The 15,553-nt window shown below is 64.7% G+C and carries 15 protein-coding genes; 8 read left to right on the top strand and 7 right to left on the bottom strand.

The window, feature by feature from the left end:
• Positions 1-110 precede the first annotated feature (110 nt).
• Both ACN0S5_RS19845 and ACN0S5_RS19850 read left to right on the top strand, forming a co-directional pair.
• Positions 111-542: a DUF1489 family protein gene (locus ACN0S5_RS19845; RefSeq protein ID WP_417210604.1), complete on the top strand. Its 432-nt coding sequence runs from the start codon at positions 111-113 to the stop codon at positions 540-542.
• An 83-nt stretch (positions 543-625) separates the two neighbouring features.
• Positions 626-1,009, top strand: coding sequence for a hypothetical protein (locus ACN0S5_RS19850; protein WP_417210606.1), 384 nt, complete (start codon positions 626-628; stop codon positions 1,007-1,009).
• Positions 1,010-1,036: 27 nt separating this feature from the next.
• On the opposite strand, the gene ACN0S5_RS19855 is transcribed toward ACN0S5_RS19850, so the two are convergent.
• The gene (locus tag ACN0S5_RS19855; RefSeq protein WP_417210609.1) at positions 1,037-1,531 is read right to left on the bottom strand and encodes a YdcF family protein; all 495 of its coding nucleotides are present in this window, start codon (positions 1,529-1,531) and stop codon (positions 1,037-1,039) included.
• Positions 1,532-1,632: 101 nt separating this feature from the next.
• Here ACN0S5_RS19855 and yghU point away from each other — a divergent pair, with 101 nt between their 5' ends.
• Both yghU and ACN0S5_RS19865 read left to right on the top strand, forming a co-directional pair.
• Entirely contained in the window at positions 1,633-2,463 is an 831-nt protein-coding gene (yghU, locus tag ACN0S5_RS19860) for a glutathione-dependent disulfide-bond oxidoreductase (RefSeq protein WP_417210610.1), read from the top strand.
• A 93-nt stretch (positions 2,464-2,556) separates the two neighbouring features.
• Complete coding sequence (locus ACN0S5_RS19865; RefSeq protein ID WP_417210612.1) at positions 2,557-3,924, top strand: hypothetical protein; 1,368 nt, start codon at positions 2,557-2,559, stop codon at positions 3,922-3,924.
• A gap of 31 nt (positions 3,925-3,955) precedes the next feature.
• Here ACN0S5_RS19865 and hisG read toward each other — a convergent pair whose 3' ends face one another.
• The 3 genes from hisG to hisS are packed head-to-tail and all read right to left on the bottom strand — an operon-like array spanning position 3,956 to position 7,199.
• The gene (gene hisG, locus ACN0S5_RS19870; protein WP_417210614.1) at positions 3,956-4,648 is read right to left on the bottom strand and encodes an ATP phosphoribosyltransferase; all 693 of its coding nucleotides are present in this window, start codon (positions 4,646-4,648) and stop codon (positions 3,956-3,958) included.
• Positions 4,645-5,730, bottom strand: coding sequence for an ATP phosphoribosyltransferase regulatory subunit (locus ACN0S5_RS19875; protein WP_417210615.1), 1,086 nt, complete (start codon positions 5,728-5,730; stop codon positions 4,645-4,647). The genes hisG and ACN0S5_RS19875 overlap by 4 nt, the downstream gene beginning before the upstream one ends.
• Positions 5,727-7,199, bottom strand: coding sequence for a histidine--tRNA ligase (gene hisS / locus ACN0S5_RS19880; RefSeq protein WP_417210616.1), 1,473 nt, complete (start codon positions 7,197-7,199; stop codon positions 5,727-5,729). Before hisS ends, ACN0S5_RS19875 begins: the two co-directional genes overlap by 4 nt.
• 130 nt (positions 7,200-7,329) lie before the next feature.
• Here hisS and ACN0S5_RS19885 point away from each other — a divergent pair, with 130 nt between their 5' ends.
• A complete protein-coding gene (locus ACN0S5_RS19885) occupies positions 7,330-7,536 on the top strand; it encodes a SlyX family protein (protein WP_417210617.1) in 207 nt (68 codons plus the stop codon).
• 78 nt (positions 7,537-7,614) lie between these two features.
• On the opposite strand, the gene ACN0S5_RS19890 is transcribed toward ACN0S5_RS19885, so the two are convergent.
• From ACN0S5_RS19890 to ACN0S5_RS19900, 3 genes are all read right to left on the bottom strand, one after another.
• Complete coding sequence (locus tag ACN0S5_RS19890; protein ID WP_417210620.1) at positions 7,615-8,394, bottom strand: hypothetical protein; 780 nt, start codon at positions 8,392-8,394, stop codon at positions 7,615-7,617.
• 97 nt (positions 8,395-8,491) lie between these two features.
• Positions 8,492-12,007 (bottom strand): DNA polymerase III subunit alpha, encoded by a 3,516-nt coding sequence (dnaE, locus tag ACN0S5_RS19895; RefSeq protein ID WP_417210622.1) that lies wholly within the window; start codon positions 12,005-12,007, stop codon positions 8,492-8,494.
• Positions 12,008-12,061: 54 nt separating this feature from the next.
• Positions 12,062-13,570 carry an MDR family MFS transporter gene (locus ACN0S5_RS19900; protein ID WP_417210623.1) on the bottom strand — a complete coding sequence of 503 codons (1,509 nt, stop codon included), beginning with the start codon at positions 13,568-13,570 and terminating at the stop codon, positions 12,062-12,064.
• Between the two features lie 172 nt (positions 13,571-13,742).
• On the opposite strand from ACN0S5_RS19900, the gene ACN0S5_RS19905 reads away from it, so the two are divergent.
• From ACN0S5_RS19905 to ACN0S5_RS19915, 3 genes are read left to right on the top strand one after another with little or no spacing between them, the layout of a single operon-like run.
• Positions 13,743-14,345 carry a MarR family winged helix-turn-helix transcriptional regulator gene (locus ACN0S5_RS19905; RefSeq protein ID WP_417210625.1) on the top strand — a complete coding sequence of 201 codons (603 nt, stop codon included), beginning with the start codon at positions 13,743-13,745 and terminating at the stop codon, positions 14,343-14,345.
• A 54-nt stretch (positions 14,346-14,399) separates the two neighbouring features.
• On the top strand, positions 14,400-14,729 hold the full coding sequence (locus tag ACN0S5_RS19910) for an ArsR/SmtB family transcription factor (protein WP_417210627.1): 330 nt from the start codon (positions 14,400-14,402) through the stop codon (positions 14,727-14,729).
• Positions 14,729-15,178, top strand: coding sequence for an SRPBCC domain-containing protein (locus ACN0S5_RS19915; protein WP_417210628.1), 450 nt, complete (start codon positions 14,729-14,731; stop codon positions 15,176-15,178). Before ACN0S5_RS19910 ends, ACN0S5_RS19915 begins: the two co-directional genes overlap by 1 nt.
• The last annotated feature ends 375 nt before the right edge of the window (positions 15,179-15,553 follow it).

Below are 15,553 nucleotides of genomic sequence, written 5' to 3' on the forward strand. Positions count from 1 at the left end.
TTCACCAAAACGCGCATGGTTTACGTCCGCATCTGTCGTTTTCCCTTCAACACCCGTTCTTGAACACTGGCTTGCGCCCGCTATGATCCCCCGGACACGAAAGGCCCATCATGCCGGATACAACCCATCTTCTCAAACTCAGCGCAGGCACCGAAAGCGTCGACAGCCTGATCGATTGGCAGGGCACGCGGCGCGCCCATGGTAACGACGGTCTGCCCCGGCATGTCACGCGCATGTGGCCCCGGCGGGAGGCCGAGGTGCTGAACGGCGGGTCGATCTACTGGGTCATCAAGGGACTGATCCAGTGCCGCCAACGCATCCTGCGGTTTGATCCGGTCACCGGACAGGACGGGATCAACCGCTGTGCGCTGGTCCTTGACCCCGAATTGATCCGCACCGCCGCCGCGCCGAAACGTGCGTTTCAGGGCTGGCGCTATCTTGCCGCCGCCGACGCGCCGCCCGACCTGCCCAGAACCCGCGCGGACGAAGAGCCGCTGCCGCCGGAACTGGCTGGCGCTCTGGCCCAAATTGGTGTCATCTGACCTCAGGATTGGCCTGCATCAAGGCGCATGTCACCCGGCGATCATAAAATTGATTTATCGAAAGTGGTCATGAGGAGGTTCACATGAAACGTTTTTTACTCGCTCTTGCGCTGGTGCTTGTCGCCCCGCTGGCGGCACAGGCCCAGCAACTGATGGGATCGTACAACGCCTATATCGGGCAGCAGGATCTGTTCAACTCCAACGGGGCGCGCCTGTCGTCCGCGGCGCAGGTTCTGCGTCAGGACCGGGCCAACTATCACCGCTTTGGAATCTCGCAATACGGCGACGACTGGGATCCGTATTTCGGTGATATCAACAACCGTGGTCGACTGGAACAACTGGTCAACAACGGCGGTCTGCCGCCCTACGTGGCCAATGCCATCATGGGCGGGAACCTGCACATCGTCGTGAATGTCTACGGGTCGAACGGCTGGATGCAATACGTCGAGGTCATCGTCCCCGGCTGATCCGGCGACCGGCGTGGGGGCGGTGCCTTAGCGCCCGGCCCCGCGCAGCCAGTACCAGACCAAGGCCACCGCCTCACGCGTCCAGGCCCGCGCCACGCGCCAGACCGGGGCCCCCGTCAACCGCGGGCAACTTGTCCGCGCCCGCAGTCCCACACGACGCGCCACCAGCCGCGCCCGCGCCGCATGGTAGCGGTCAGTGACCACGATCACCTCCCGCGCGCCCAAGGCGTCCAGAATCGGCCGCGCCAGCCGCATGTTTTCCTCGGTCGTCGATGCCTCCGGTTCAAGGACCATCGCCGCATCCGGCACCCCAGCGTCGCGGCAGACCTGCGCCATGACCTCGGCCTCTGTCGGCGGATGTGTCCGCTCCCCTCCGGACAGCACCAGTCCCCGGACATGGCCATCGCGCCACAAGGCCGCCGCATGGCGCGCGCGCCGCTCCAGCGCGGGCGACGGCACTCCTCCCGGTCGCACCGCCGCGCCCAGCACCAGCGCCACCGGCCTATCGTCTGGATCAGTCATGCGCACAGATACGCACAGTCACTGTGCGCAGCCCAGCCCTCCTCTGGCATTCCGGTACAAGAGTTGTACGTTCTGACCAGCGAGACAGGAGAAGTGATGCCATGACCGAAAACTACACCCCCCCGAAAATCTGGACCTGGGACAAGGAAAACGGCGGCGCCTGGGCCTCGCTGAACCGGCCCATCGCCGGGGCCACCCACGACAAGGAACTGCCTACCGGCGCGCATCCCTTCCAGCTTTATTCACAGGGCACGCCCAACGGCGTCAAGGTCACCATCCTGCTGGAGGAACTGCTGGCCGCCGGGCATGACGCCGAATACGACGCCTGGCTGATCCGCATCGGCAAGGGCGACCAGTTCGGCTCTGGCTTTGTCGGGATCAACCCGAACTCAAAGATTCCCGCCTTGCTGGACCGCTCTGGCGACACGCCGGTTCGCGTGTTCGAGTCCGGTGCGATCCTGATGCATCTGGCCGAGAAATTCGACGCCTTCCAGGGGCCCCGCGAAAAGCGCGCCGAGATGTTGTCATGGCTGTTCTGGCAGATGGGCAGCGCGCCCTATCTGGGCGGCGGGTTTGGCCATTTCTACGCCTATGCGCCCTATCCGATGGAATACCCGATCAACCGCTTCGCCATGGAGGTCAAGCGCCAGCTTGATGTTCTCGACCGGCACCTTGCGGACAACCGCTTTATGGTCGGCGCGGACTATAGCATTGCCGACATGGCAATCTGGCCCTGGTATGGGCGCACCGTTCACGGCGAAAGCTATGACGCGGGCGAATTCCTTGACGTTGAAAGCTACACGCACGTGCGACGCTGGGCGGACGAGATCCTTGAACGCCCCGCCGTGCAACGTGGCCGCATCGTCAACCGCACAGATGAGGGGACGCTGGAGGAACGCCACGCGGCGTCCGATTTCGACGGGTTGGTCTAAGCCGCGCCACAGCTTCGGCGCAGGCAATTTTAGCTGGCATTGGCGGACGCGCTTGTGATGTATTGGTCGGAAATCAAAGGAGTTTCCGACCAAATGCATTGCAAGACGCCTTATTTTTCCGCTGCCCTTATTGCCTGCACCCTTGCCCTGACATCGCCCGCCTCCGCCGCAACCCTGACGGACGGCGGCGATGCCTACATGGGCTGCACCGCCACATTGGCCGGCGCATTGGCACCCGGCGATGCTGCCAAGGCCAAAACCTTTTTCGAGGCCCGCACCGACCGCTTTCACATCCTGTGCCTCGACAGTCCGGGCGGCAGTCTGGTCGAAGGCATCCAGATCGGCGACCTGTTGCAGGCGCAGGGCATTTCCACGGCGGTGGCCCGCGGCGCAGAGTGTTTTTCGGCCTGCGCGGTGCTGTTTCTGGCCGGGCTGGAATGGTTCAATGACGCGGGCCCGTTTTATCCCCACCGGCAATTGCATGCCGCCGGGCGGCTGGGCTTTCACGCGCCGTCTCTTGTCGTGCCCGAAGGCGCGTTCAACGCGGAGCAGGTCAGCGCAGCCTACGCCGTTGCCATCGCGTCGCTGGCCGAGGTCAGCGCGCGCAAATCCGACTGGCGCCTGTCCGACTCCCTTTTGACGACCCTGCTCAAGACCCCCCCTTCGGGCATGTACCATGTCGAAACGGTCTACGATGCGGCGCTATGGGGCATTTCCGTCGTCGGCACCGTCTACCCCGATGACATCACCTTTCTGGGGGCTGCGGATGCCTGCACCAAATCCTATGCCCATCGCCGCGAGACCGGGCTGGAACGTGCGGCCGAAACGCCGATTGGACCGGAATACCGGCACGGGCGGGACCCTGCCCGCATTCAGACCGACTCTGGCCCCGCCATCCGCATTCAGGGGTTCGGCGACGAAGGCGGGCAAATTCCCTGCACGGTCAGCCTGCCCCAAGACCTGCCAAGACCCGAGGATCTGAAGGTCGCAGTCGGCGAATACGGCGACCAACGCACCTTCTCGCTGGCCGACTGGAACGGCACCGATCTGGACCGGCTGCCGCCTTTCATGTTCTTCGACAATGCCACCCGCCTGAGCGACATTGCGACCCCTCGGGATGGACAACTGGTCCGCGTGTCGCTCGCCGATTTCACCCGCCCAGAGATCGACACGGTCGTGGGCGGAACCTGCACCGTCTGGCGCGGCGCTGCCCTGCGCGACAGCGAAACCTGTACGGAAAACCGTCTTTTGACCATCTCGTCGGATATGGTCCGCACGGACCTGCGCCGCTTCCAATGGCCATCCGGGGCGGAAACGGTGATCTCCAGCGTCGACATGAGGCCCACGGTCAACGGCCAACCCGCAACACCCATCTGGGACTGGGAACAGCCTCCCGGAATTGCCGGGTCATGCTGGCTCAATCAGGGGTCCGGCAATACCTTCTGCTTTGAGCCGGACTGACCGGGGCCAAAACCCGCAGCCGATCCGATCGTCACAGACCCAGACGTTCTTCCAGAACCCGCAGCGTCACGCGCTCTGCCTCTGTTTGTGCCGCCAGACGGGACTTGAACAGGGTCGCCTGCGACCGCAAAACCGGCTCTTCGGCCAGCACCTTGAGATGGTTCGCCCGCAGCGTCTCGCCGGTCGAGGTGATGTCGGCCACGGCCTCGGCGGTCAGGTTCTTGACCGTGCCCTCTGTCGCGCCCTGACTGTCGACAAGCTGGTAATCCGCCACGCCGCCGTCATGCAGATAGGCCCGCACCAGCCGGTGATACTTGGTCGCAATCCGCATCCGGAACCCGTGCCGCGCCCGGAAGGCCGCCGCCGCCGCGTCCAGATCGTCCAGCGTGTCCACGTCCACCCAGCAGGCAGGCACCGCGACAATCAGGTCCGCATGGCCAAAGCCAAGCTCCGCCAGCGGGGCCACTTTCTGATCCCACTGCACCAGCTTTTCCTGAATGAGGTCGGTGCCGGTCACGCCCAGATGAATGCGCCCCGCGGCCAGTTCGCGCGGGATTTCCCCGGCGCTCAGCAGCACCAGTTCCACGTCGTCGACCCCGGCCACTGCGCCGGAGTATTCCCGGTCCGACCCGGTGCGGGACAGGCCGATGCCATGGCCCCCGAACCAGTCAAAGGTCTTTTCCATCAACCGGCCTTTTGAGGGCACGCCCAGCTTGATGCTCATGCCGTTCCCTCCTCAAGATCGACCAGCAGACCGGGGCGGATCACCCCGCCCACCGCCGGGATCTCACGCCCCTGCCCCAGTTGCCGGGTCAGCGCGTCATAGCGTCCGCCCGAGGCCACCAGCGGCCAATCCGGATGCCCGGGTGCCGAAAAGCCAAAGACAAAGCCGTCGTAATATTCCATCGAGGTGCGCCCGAAATTGGCATCGAACGGCAGGTTGTTCACATCGACGCCCCGCGCCGCCAGCGCCTCGCAGCGGGCGGCCAGCCGGTCCACCGCGCCGGAAATCGCTGGCATGTCGACGGCGATGTCGCGCAGCCGTTCCAGCGCATAACCGCAGGTCTCGGAGACCCGCACCAGCGCCTCGATCAGATCCACCTGACCGGCGGGCAGCGGCGGCTCGGCGGCATCGGCGCGCAGCGCCGCCAGCCGCAGAGCGATCTCATCCTCGTCACGCAGCCCGATCACCGGACCCGTCGCCGCCATCGGGTCCGCCGCCTTCAACAAGGCGGTTCGCGTCGGCGGCACCGGCGCGCGGCCCGCATAACGCTCCAGCAACGCCCGGAATCGACGGGGCCGCCAGATGTGGCGCATCATCGCCGCCTTGCGCGCCGCACTTGTCTCCAGCCCCGACACCGCCGCAATCAAGATTCCGATGTCACCGACAATCGCCCGCAACCCGTAAGGGGCCAGCGCCTCTGCGAAGCGGGCAAAAACCTCGGCATCCGCTCCCGCCGGATCGGCCCTGTCAAAGACCTCATAGCCGACCTGATGATATTCCGAAGGCCGCTCCGGATGCTCTTCCTGTCGACGAAAGATTTCGCCCGCATAGGTGTAGCGCGCGGGCTCTGCCCCCTCGGCCATGTGCTTTTGCACCACAGGCAGGGTGAAATCCGGGCGCAGGATCACCTCTCCACGCACAGGATCATGTGTCAGGAAGGCGCGGGTGCGGATGTCCTCGCCATAGAGGTCCAGCAAGGTCTCCGCCGGCAGCAGCACGGGGCAGTCCACCGGCAAAGCGCCCGCTGCGGCAAACCCGGATTTGAGCGCCGCCGCCTTGGTCTTGATCGCGGCCAGTGTCATGTGTGCAGGTCCAGAATCTCACGCACCTTGGCGACCAGATCGCCGCGCGGCACCTCGTATTGGCTGGGGTGGTCTTTCCATTCCTCAAGGCTGGCATCGGCGGCCAGCTTTGCGCCAAGGATCAGGTCCTTGATCTGCACCACGCCGCGCTCTTTCTCGTCGCCACCCTCGATAACCGCCACCGGAGAGCCGCGCTTGTCCGCGTATTTCAACTGGTTGCCAAAGTTCTTGGGGTTGCCAAGATAGACCTCGGCCCGCAGCCCGGCAGAGCGCAGGTCCGCCACCATCGCCTGATAATCCGCCATGCGATCCCGATCCATTACCGTCACCACAACCGGCCCCTGCACCGCGCCGCCAATGCGGCCTTTTTCGCGCAGCGCCGCCAGCAAACGGTCCACCCCGATAGAAACCCCCGTCGCAGGCACCGCCTGCCCGGTAAAGCGCTTGACCAGATCGTCATAGCGCCCGCCCCCGGCAACCGACCCGAACTGCCGCTTGCGGCCTTTCTCGTCAAAAATCTCGAACGTCAGTTCGGCCTCGAACACCGGCCCGGTGTAGTAGCCAAGGCCCCGCACGACGGAGGGGTCAATCATGATCCGGTCGGGACCATAGCCCTGCGCCGCCAGCAACGCGGCGATCTGTTCCAGCTCCGCGATCCCCTCTTCGCCAATTGTCGCGCCGCCGATGGCGGCACGCAAATTGGCCAAGGTCTCTGCCGCGTCCAGCCGACCGGAGGTCAGGAACGCCACCACCGGTTCGGCCTGCGCCTGCGACAGCCCCACGCCGTCGATATACGCGCCAGAGGCATCCAGCCGCCCCTTGCCCAGCAGCTCACGCACACCGGCCTCACCAACCTTGTCGAACTTGTCGATGGTCCGCAGAACCGCATCGCGCTGCGCATCATCCGACAGGCCCATGGTTTCCAGCACACCGTTCAGAACCTTGCGGTTGTTCACCCGGATCAGGTAATCGCCACGCGGGATCCCGACCTTCTCCAAAGTGTCCGCCAGCATCGCGCAAATCTCGGCATCCGCCGCCACGCTTGCCGCCCCCACCGTATCCGCATCACACTGGTAAAACTGCCGATACCGCCCCGGTCCCGGCTTTTCATTGCGCCAGACCGGCCCCATCGCATAGCGCCGATAGGGCAAAGGCAACTCGTTGCGGTGCTGCGCATAGACCCGCGCCAAAGGCGCCGTCAGGTCATAGCGCAGCGCCATCCAGCCGTCGTCCTCGTCCTGCCATGCAAAAACCCCCTCGTTCGGGCGGTCCACATCCGGCAGGAACTTGCCCAGCGCCTCGACGGTCTCCACGGCAGCACTTTCCAGCGCCTCGAACCCGTACCGATGATAGACCCCGGCAATGGTTTGCAACATCTCGGCCCGTTCGGTCACTTCCGGTCCGAAATAGTCGCGAAAGCCCTTCGGCGTCTGCGCCTTGGGGCGAGGAGATTTCTTCTCTTTGGCCATGGGTCGTCCCCGGTTGTCGGTTCGCTCGCGCTCCCTCTAGCCCTTCGGCCGCGGAGGGGCAAGCACGCCCCCTTGCAGCTTCTTCTCTGTGAAAATACTCACAGCCAAGACCAGCAAAGGGGCAAACGCCATGAACGACAGAACCGACCTGCTCGAAGAACGTCTTGCCCACGCGCTGCGCGCTCTGGATGACCTGTCCGAAATGGTTGCGCGTCAGGACAAGGAACTCGCCCGCCTGACCGCCCGTGTCGAGATGCTCATGCAACGTGAGGCCAGCCGCGAAAGCGACGGCACCGGTGGCATCGTGCTGGGCGACGAACGCCCCCCTCACTACTGAAACGCCGCCCGCATGGGACGGCGGGCGGGGCGATATGCGGTCCCGCAGGGCCGCAGGAGCGCCGTGCGGCGTCCCCCTTCAGTTCTTGAGATCGACGGCGACCACCTCACCGTCATGCAGCAGGATGTTTTTCCAGCGTGGATTGCTGCCGAAGCGTTCGTAGACGCTGACAAACACCGTGTCGCGCGCCAGCGTCCGCATCCTTGTCCCGCAAGGCTTGCCCTTGCGGACACGACACACCCGGCTTTTGAGTTTTTCATAGGCCGCATCGGTGGACGAAACCGGCAGTTCCGCACCGGACGGCCCATAGTGCAACTGCTCATAACTCTCGGGCGCACCAAAGATCACCAGCGCCGCCGTGAACTGCCGCGCACAGCGATCCTTGAACCCGGTCAGGTAAAAGGAACGCGGCGCTGTTGTGCCCGGCGCGCTGTCATACAAGACGTATTTGCTGCCCTTGGCAGGGTATCCCTCGATCTTTTTGCCCAGTTTGCGGTTGGGCTCACCGCAAACGCGGGCCAGCTGGCCATAGGGCAACGTAGCCCCCAGCGGCACCTCGCGGGCGTCCGGGGCACCGGAACGGGGTGCAGGCCCCGGCGCATCGGCACCGCCATCGCCCGTGGCCGCCGCCGCCCGTGCCCCGAAGATCCCCAACAGCCCGCGCTTCGGCGTCTCTCCGGTCACGGTCGCGCGCGGTGTATCCGGCGCCAGCGCATCCGCCTGCCCGGCATCATCGGCCAAAGGCACATCGCTGTAGCGCGGCACCTCGGACAGCGGATCGCCGCACCCTGCAAGCATCAGGCCCAGACTCAGGCCCAGACAGAGGGTCACTCCGGCTCTTGAAACGCCTGCGCGCATGTCGTTCTCCCCGCAAATCCACGGGGTTGTAACGCGCGCAGGGGGGCCGCGTCCACCATCCGTCACGCCAATTGGCATATTCCAGCGGTGTGGCGGTTCAAATTTCCTCGACCGCCAGCACCCCGTCGAGCGATTTGACCGCGCCCTTGATTTCCGGCGTCACCGGATAATCCAGCCCCGCATCCAGTTCCACCTCCCCCGGCAGCGCCGGGTCGTTGAGGCACAGGGTGATCGGTCCGCGCGCCGCCTTGGGCATCTGCTCCGCCGCCCGTCCCAGCACCGAAGCGATGTTGGGAAAGGCATCCGCCGTCTCGACAAAGATGCGCAGGCCCGTCACCCCCGCCCCGGCCACAGCCACATCCACCGGCGCGACAGAGCGGCCCAGCAGTTTCAACTGGTCGGATTCCATCGTCGCCTCGACGGTGACCAGCACCTTGGAGCCGCTCTCAAGGAATTCCCGAGACTTTTCCAAAGCTTCGGAAAACAGCGTGACCTCAAAGGCCCCGGTCGGGTCGGACATCTGGCAAAAGGCAAAGCGGTTGCCGCGCGCCGATTTGCGTTCCTGCCGCCCCGCAACGACCCCCGCCAGCTTGGCCACCATCGCGCCATTGCCCTGCACCTTGTGGGTCAACTCATCCAGCGTCATGAAGGCCCCGGTGCGTTCGACCCGGCGCAGGCGCGGCATGTAATCGTCCAGCGGATGCCCCGACAGGTAGAACCCCACCGCCTTGAACTCTTCGGCCAGCCGTTCGGCGGGCAGCCAGTCGGCCACCGGCGACAGCCGCGGTTCCGGCAGATCCTCGCCCGCCTCGCCGAACAGCGACACCTGCGCCGAGGCCTTCTGCTCATGGATGGCAGAGGAATACATCACCAGCGCATCCAGCGAATCGAAGATCCGCCGCCGGTTCGAATCCAGCACATCGAAACACCCGGCCCGCGCCATCATCTCCAAGGGGCGCTTGCCGATCTTCTTGAGGTCCACACGCCGCGCGAAGTCAAAGATCGTGGCAAAGGGTCGGTCCTCGCGCCCGGCAACGACCAGCCGCATCACCTCCAGTCCGACGTTCTTGAGCGCGCCCAGCGCATAGACCAGCTCGCCGTCCACCACGTCGAATGTCGCCTGTGAGCGGTTCACGCAGGGCGGCACCCAAGGCAGTTTCAGCCCCTTGCGGACTTCTTCGAAATAGACCGCCAGTTTATCTGTCAGATGGATATCGCAGTTCATGACCCCGGCCATGAACTCCACCGCGTGGTTCGCCTTTAGCCACGCAGTCTGATAGCTGACCACCGCATAGGCCGCCGCGTGCGACTTGTTGAAGCCGTAGTTGGCAAACTTTTCCAGCAGGTCGAACACCTCGGACGCTTTCTTGGCGTCCACGCCATTCTCACCCGCGCCCTTTTCGAACTTGGGGCGTTCAGCGTCCATCGCCTCCTTGATCTTCTTGCCCATGGCGCGGCGCAGCAGGTCGGCACCGCCCAGCGTATAGTTCGCCATGACCTGCGCGATCTGCATCACCTGTTCCTGATAAACGATGATGCCTTGGGTTTCGGCCAGTATGTGGTCGATGGAAGGGTGCACCGAGGTGATCTTTTTCAGCCCGTTCTTGACCTCGCAATAGGTCGGGATGTTTTCCATCGGGCCGGGGCGGTACAGCGCCACCAGCGCCACGATGTCCTCGATACAGGTGGGTTTCATCCGCTTGAGCGCATCCATCATGCCCGAGCTTTCCACCTGAAACACCGCCACCGTCTTGGCCGCCGCATACAGCCTGTAAGACGCCTCATCGTCCAGCGGGATGGCGTTGATCTGGTTCTCCGCGCCCTCTGCCGGTTCGTACAACTGCGTGCCATCAGCGGCGACATGCAGGGGACGACCGGACTTAAAGATCAGGTCCATGGCGTTCTGGATCACGGTCAGCGTTTTCAGACCCAGAAAGTCGAACTTCACCAGCCCGGCCTGTTCGACCCATTTCATGTTGAACTGCGTCGCTGGCATGTCGGATCGCGGATCGCGGTAGAGCGGCACCAATTCATCCGTGGGCCGGTCAGCGATCACCACACCGGCGGCGTGGGTGCCGGCAGAGCGCAACAGCCCCTCAACCTGCATGCCGTATTTCAGCAGCCGGTCAACGACCTCTTCGTTCTTGGCCTCTTCGGCCAGACGTGGCTCATCCCGCAGCGCCTGTTCGATGCTGACGGGTTTGACGCCCTCGACCGGGATCATCTTTGACAGGCGATCCACCTGCCCATACGGCATCTGCAACACGCGGCCCATGTCGCGCACCGCCGCCTTGGACAACAGCGCGCCAAAGGTGATGATCTGACCCACCCGGTCGTGGCCGTATTTCTCCTGCACGTAGCGGATCACTTCCTCTCGGCGATCCATGCAAAAGTCGATGTCAAAGTCAGGCATCGACACCCGTTCCGGGTTCAGGAAGCGTTCGAACAGCAGCGAATAGCGCAGCGGGTCAAGGTCGGTGATGGTCAGCGCGTAGGCCACCAGCGACCCCGCGCCAGACCCCCGCCCCGGACCGACCGGGATGTGATTGTCCTTGGCCCATTGGATAAAGTCCGCAACGATCAGAAAGTAGCCGGGAAACCCCATGCCCTCGATGATGCCGAGCTCAAAATCCAGCCGTTCCTGATATTTCTCGACCGTCACCGCGTGCGGGATCACCGCCAGACGTTTTTGCAGCCCCTCATTGGCGATGCGGCGCAGTTCGGCCACCTCATCGTCGGCAAATTTCGGCAGGATCGGATCGCGCCGGTACGCCATAAAGGCACAGCGTTTGGCGATCTCGATGGTGTTTTCCAACGCCTCGGGCAGATCGGCGAACAGCACCGCCATTTCCTGCGGCGTCTTGAAATAATGCTGCGGCGTCAGGCGACGGCGCGGTTCCTGCTGGTCGACATAGGCCCCGTCGGCGATGCAGATCATCGCGTCATGCGCCTCATACATCTCGGTCTTGGGGAAGTAGACGTCATTGGTGGCGACCAGCGGCAGGTCCATCTCATAGGCCATCTCGACCAAGCCGCGCTCTGACTGGCGCTCTGCCTCGGGCGTGGTGCCGTCCTCGCCGGGGTGGCGCTGCAACTCGACATACAGCCGGTCGCCATAGATCTGCGCCAGTCGCGTCATCAGCGCCTGCGCCGCGCCGCGATGCCCCTGCCGCAGATGCCGTCCCACCGGCCCGTCCGGCCCGCCGCTGAGGCAGATCACATCCTCGGAATGCGCCTCCAGCTCCTCCAGCGTCACATGCGGCAACTCGTTGTCGCGACGCATGTAGAGGCAAGAGTTGAGCTTCATCAGATGCTCATACCCGGTCTCTGTCTGCGCCAGCAGGACCACCGGGGCGGGCGGCTTGGCCCGCTCCCCCGGCTGCGGCTCGACATAGCGCACGTCCATCTGGCAGCCGATGATCGGCTGCACCCCCGCGCCAGCGGCCCCGACGGAAAACTCCAGCGCGGCGAACAGGTTGTTGGTGTCGGTCAGCGCCACCGCCGGCATTCCCATGTCCGCGCAGAGACCGGGCAGCTTTTTCAGCCGCATGGCCCCTTCGAGCAGGGAATATTCAGAGTGGACACGCAGGTGAATGAATCGAGGATCAGCCATGCCTGCACGGTATCTTGTGTCCCGCACCAGCGAAAGCGCGAAGTCTCGACGGCGTCACCCCTCGGCAAAGGGTTCTTCGCGCAACAGCATCGAGGCAATGCAGGCCAGCAGCGCCGCAACCGCCGCCGCCCAGAAAATCGGGTGCAACGCGTCGGAAAAACCGTCCAGCACGCGGGCCTGTGTTTCCGCGGGCAGCGCGTTGACCACTTCTGCGCCCAGCGCGCCAATCCCGCCCGACACTTCACCCGGCAAGGCATCCGCCAGATTGCGCATCAGCCCCGCGCTGAACATCGCGCCAAAGACCGCCGTGCCGACCGACCCGCCGATCAGGCGGAACATGTTGGTCGAGGCGGTGCCAACCCCCATCATGGAGCGCGGCACAGCATTCTGGATCGCCGCCACACCGACCGCGAAAACCGGACCCAGACCAAGGCCGACCAAGACCATGACGGCCCCGATGATCCACAACGCGCTGTCCGCATCCAGCCGCGACATCGCCAGCATCGCCAGCGCCAGCAGACCCGTCGACAGCGTCGGCATCAGCTTGTACCGCCCGGTCGATGACATGATCCGCCCGGCCATCGTAGACGACAGGATCAGACCGCCCATCATCGGCACAAGGAACAGACCCGAGGCGGTGGGCGTCACGCCTTTGACCATTTGCAGGAACAGCGGCAGAAAGGTGATCGTCCCGAACATGCCCATGCCGACCAGAAAACCCACCGCGTTGACCACCAGAAAGGTGTTGTTGGTGAACAGCGACAGCGGCAGGATCGGCTCTTGCGCGCGCCTCTCTGTGATCACAAATCCGCCCAGCGCAAGGATCAGGACGAGGATCAGACCCATCGTCGGCAGACCGCTCCAGCCATAGGTGCCCGCCACTTGGGGCACCAGCACAACACTGCCCAGCAAAGCCGCCAGCAACAGCGCCCCCAGATAGTCGACCGGCTTGTCCGAGCGTTCGACCGGCGTCGGCAGCGCGCGGTTCAGCACGACAAAGGCCAGCACACCCACGGGCAGATTGACGAAAAAGACCCAGTGCCAGCCGATGCTCTGCACAATGGCCCCGCCCAGCAGCGGCCCGATCACCGTCGACACACCAAAGGCCGCGCCAAGATAGCCCTGCGCCTTGCCGCGCTCTCGTGGCGGCATCAGGTCGCCCACGGTGGTCATGCAGGTCACGATCAGCCCGCCGCCGCCAAGGCCCTGCACCACACGCCCGGCAATCACCGTGCCCATCGTGCTCGCCGTGCCGCAGATCACTGCGCCCACTACAAAGATCAGGATACCGACCTGCAAGACCGCCTTGCGGCCATAGAGATCGGACAGCTTGCCCGCCACCGGCGCGCCGATGGTCGAGGCCAGCAGGTAGGCGGTGATCACCCATGTGATATGATCCATCCCACCAAGGTCGGCGACCATGACCGGCATGGCGGTCGACACGATCGTCTGGCCAAGCGAGGCAAACAGCAGCGTCGCGCCGATGGCGGCCAGCGCAAGGCGCAGCGTCGCGGGGTCCGGTTGCTCGATGGCGGGAATGGCAGGGGCTTCGGCAAGCGACATGAGGAAATCCTTGAAACAGCGAAACAGCGCCCCCCGGCCCGCACGCGGAATGATCCGGGCAGGCGCAAGGATTGCAACGGGTCTGAACTGGCTCTAGATATGTGCCAGAGACAAATACATGTCAACAGCACGCTTTTGTCGAAAGCATGCGGTTTCGCACAACGGGGTTTGCATGGGCGCACGGGATGACAAACTGAAGGCGCAACTGGAACGCGCCGGGATCGGCGCGGACGCCACGCAGGCGGCACTGGACGTCGATGCCATCTTGCAGGTCTGGCGCCGCAAGATCTTCAAGCGTGAGCTGGGCCTGCGCGCGCTTCAGGATCTGGACCTGCAAATCGAACTGGCCGAACTGGATGTGCTGATGGCTGTCTGGGCCCCGTCCAATGAATTCCGCGATGCCTCGGGTGAGGAAACCATGGTCTCGACCGTGGCCACCCGTCTCAATATCGACCCCTCGCGCGCCAGCCGCCTGACCAGCCAGTTGATCAAGCGCGGGTTCCTGTGCCGCGCGGTCAGCCAGCAGGACGCCCGCCGCGCCGTGCTGGAACTGACCGAAACGGGCAAACGCGCCATCGAGGCCGTGCGCAGCTACAAGTTTCTGGTGCTCGGATCCTACCTCAAGGACTGGACGCCCGAGGAAATCGCCACCTTCCTGCCCCTGCTGGAACGGTTCATGGCGTGGTCGGAACGCGCTGCCTGCCCCTCTGGCCCGGTGGCCGAGGAAATCGCCGCCCTGCGCGACGCGCTGTCCGACGCCAAGCACAAGACCTAGCCAATCGGCTAAGTTTCTCTTGACGCCCGCCAGTGCGCCGGAATAGATAGCCACATGGCTAACCATCTGGACACACTCTTCGGCGCCCTGTCCGATCCGACTCGCCGCGCGGTGATCGAACGGCTGATGTCCGGCCCGGCCCCGGTCTCTGACCTGCACCGGGATCACGACATGGCCCTGCCCTCTTTCCTCAAACACCTTGGCAGGCTGGAGGCCGCTGGCCTTGTCCGCTCACAGAAACGCGGGCGCACCCGCATCGTCCATATCGAAGCGGCCCCCCTGGCCGAGGTGGAAAGCTGGCTCGCCCGGCAACGCGCCCTTTGGGAAGGCCGCCTTGACCGGCTGACAGCCCTCGCAGAAAACATGGACCCCGGAGAAGAGTGATGGATTTCGAAACCCTGACCCTGCAACGCAAGGTTGCCTGTCCGCCCGCCCGCCTGTTCCACCTCCTGACGGACCGGGACGCGCGTGCAACCTGGGGCGCGCCGAATGACGATGTCTCTGTGATCATCGACACGTTCGACATGCGCCCCGGCGGGCGCGAAGTATCGCGCTGCGGCCCGAAAGACGCCCCGCATTTCGCCGTCACCACCGACTTTCATGTCGTCGACGCCCCCGCTCGCCTGATCTGCACCGAAACCCTTGATATGGGGGACGGTCCGGTCTCGGTCTCGCTCATCACCCAGCAGGTCAGCGCGACCGCGCAGGGGTGCCTGCTGTCCGTCACCCTCCAGATCGCCAGCCTGAGCGGCCCGGCGCTGTTCGATGACTACAAGATCGGCTGGAACAGCGGGCTCGACAACCTTGTCCGCCTCGCCGAAGTGCACGGCTGACCCATACCCGCGCCCCGCAAACGGCCCCTGCACAGGACCGCCCCCCTACACCCACGCTCGACCTGCGCCTTGACCGGCCGATCCACGCCCGCCCTGCCCGCGTCCGGCGCGGCCGGGCGCAAGACCCGCGCCGCCATGGGCTTTGACGGCGGTCGGGACACGGCGGCGAAACAGATGGCGGCCCGCCCACAATCGCTGCAAGCGCCCAAACCATCGCCGCGCCCCCCGCGCCTGCCACAAAACGCAGCGATTTTTCCTTGCCAATCCGGGCACCCCGCGCCTAGCCTGATCGCCGAACATCAGGGACGTGCGCTTTCTACGCCGTATCGAAGGCGCGCCCCCCGGAGCGATCCGGGGGCCCAGTCCGGGGCAATC

The organism is Antarctobacter sp. (assembly GCF_048262615.1).
Classification (GTDB): domain Bacteria; phylum Pseudomonadota; class Alphaproteobacteria; order Rhodobacterales; family Rhodobacteraceae; genus Antarctobacter.

What these genes read in the sequence shown, in the direction of transcription:
- ACN0S5_RS19900 (WP_417210623.1), bottom strand. Translation starts at nt 13,570, where the DNA reads ATGTCGCTTGCCGAAGCCCCTGCCATTCCCGCCATCGAGCAACCGGAC.
- ACN0S5_RS19905 (WP_417210625.1), top strand. Translation starts at nt 13,743, where the DNA reads ATGGGCGCACGGGATGACAAACTGAAGGCGCAACTGGAACGCGCCGGG.
- dnaE (WP_417210622.1), bottom strand. Translation starts at nt 12,007, where the DNA reads ATGGCTGATCCTCGATTCATTCACCTGCGTGTCCACTCTGAATATTCC.
- ACN0S5_RS19910 (WP_417210627.1), top strand. Translation starts at nt 14,400, where the DNA reads ATGGCTAACCATCTGGACACACTCTTCGGCGCCCTGTCCGATCCGACT.
- yghU (WP_417210610.1), top strand. Translation starts at nt 1,633, where the DNA reads ATGACCGAAAACTACACCCCCCCGAAAATCTGGACCTGGGACAAGGAA.
- ACN0S5_RS19845 (WP_417210604.1), top strand. Translation starts at nt 111, where the DNA reads ATGCCGGATACAACCCATCTTCTCAAACTCAGCGCAGGCACCGAAAGC.
- ACN0S5_RS19855 (WP_417210609.1), bottom strand. Translation starts at nt 1,531, where the DNA reads ATGACTGATCCAGACGATAGGCCGGTGGCGCTGGTGCTGGGCGCGGCG.
- hisG (WP_417210614.1), bottom strand. Translation starts at nt 4,648, where the DNA reads ATGAGCATCAAGCTGGGCGTGCCCTCAAAAGGCCGGTTGATGGAAAAG.
- hisS (WP_417210616.1), bottom strand. Translation starts at nt 7,199, where the DNA reads ATGGCCAAAGAGAAGAAATCTCCTCGCCCCAAGGCGCAGACGCCGAAG.
- ACN0S5_RS19915 (WP_417210628.1), top strand. Translation starts at nt 14,729, where the DNA reads ATGGATTTCGAAACCCTGACCCTGCAACGCAAGGTTGCCTGTCCGCCC.
- ACN0S5_RS19885 (WP_417210617.1), top strand. Translation starts at nt 7,330, where the DNA reads ATGAACGACAGAACCGACCTGCTCGAAGAACGTCTTGCCCACGCGCTG.
- ACN0S5_RS19875 (WP_417210615.1), bottom strand. Translation starts at nt 5,730, where the DNA reads ATGACACTGGCCGCGATCAAGACCAAGGCGGCGGCGCTCAAATCCGGG.
- ACN0S5_RS19850 (WP_417210606.1), top strand. Translation starts at nt 626, where the DNA reads ATGAAACGTTTTTTACTCGCTCTTGCGCTGGTGCTTGTCGCCCCGCTG.
- ACN0S5_RS19865 (WP_417210612.1), top strand. Translation starts at nt 2,557, where the DNA reads ATGCATTGCAAGACGCCTTATTTTTCCGCTGCCCTTATTGCCTGCACC.
- ACN0S5_RS19890 (WP_417210620.1), bottom strand. Translation starts at nt 8,394, where the DNA reads ATGCGCGCAGGCGTTTCAAGAGCCGGAGTGACCCTCTGTCTGGGCCTG.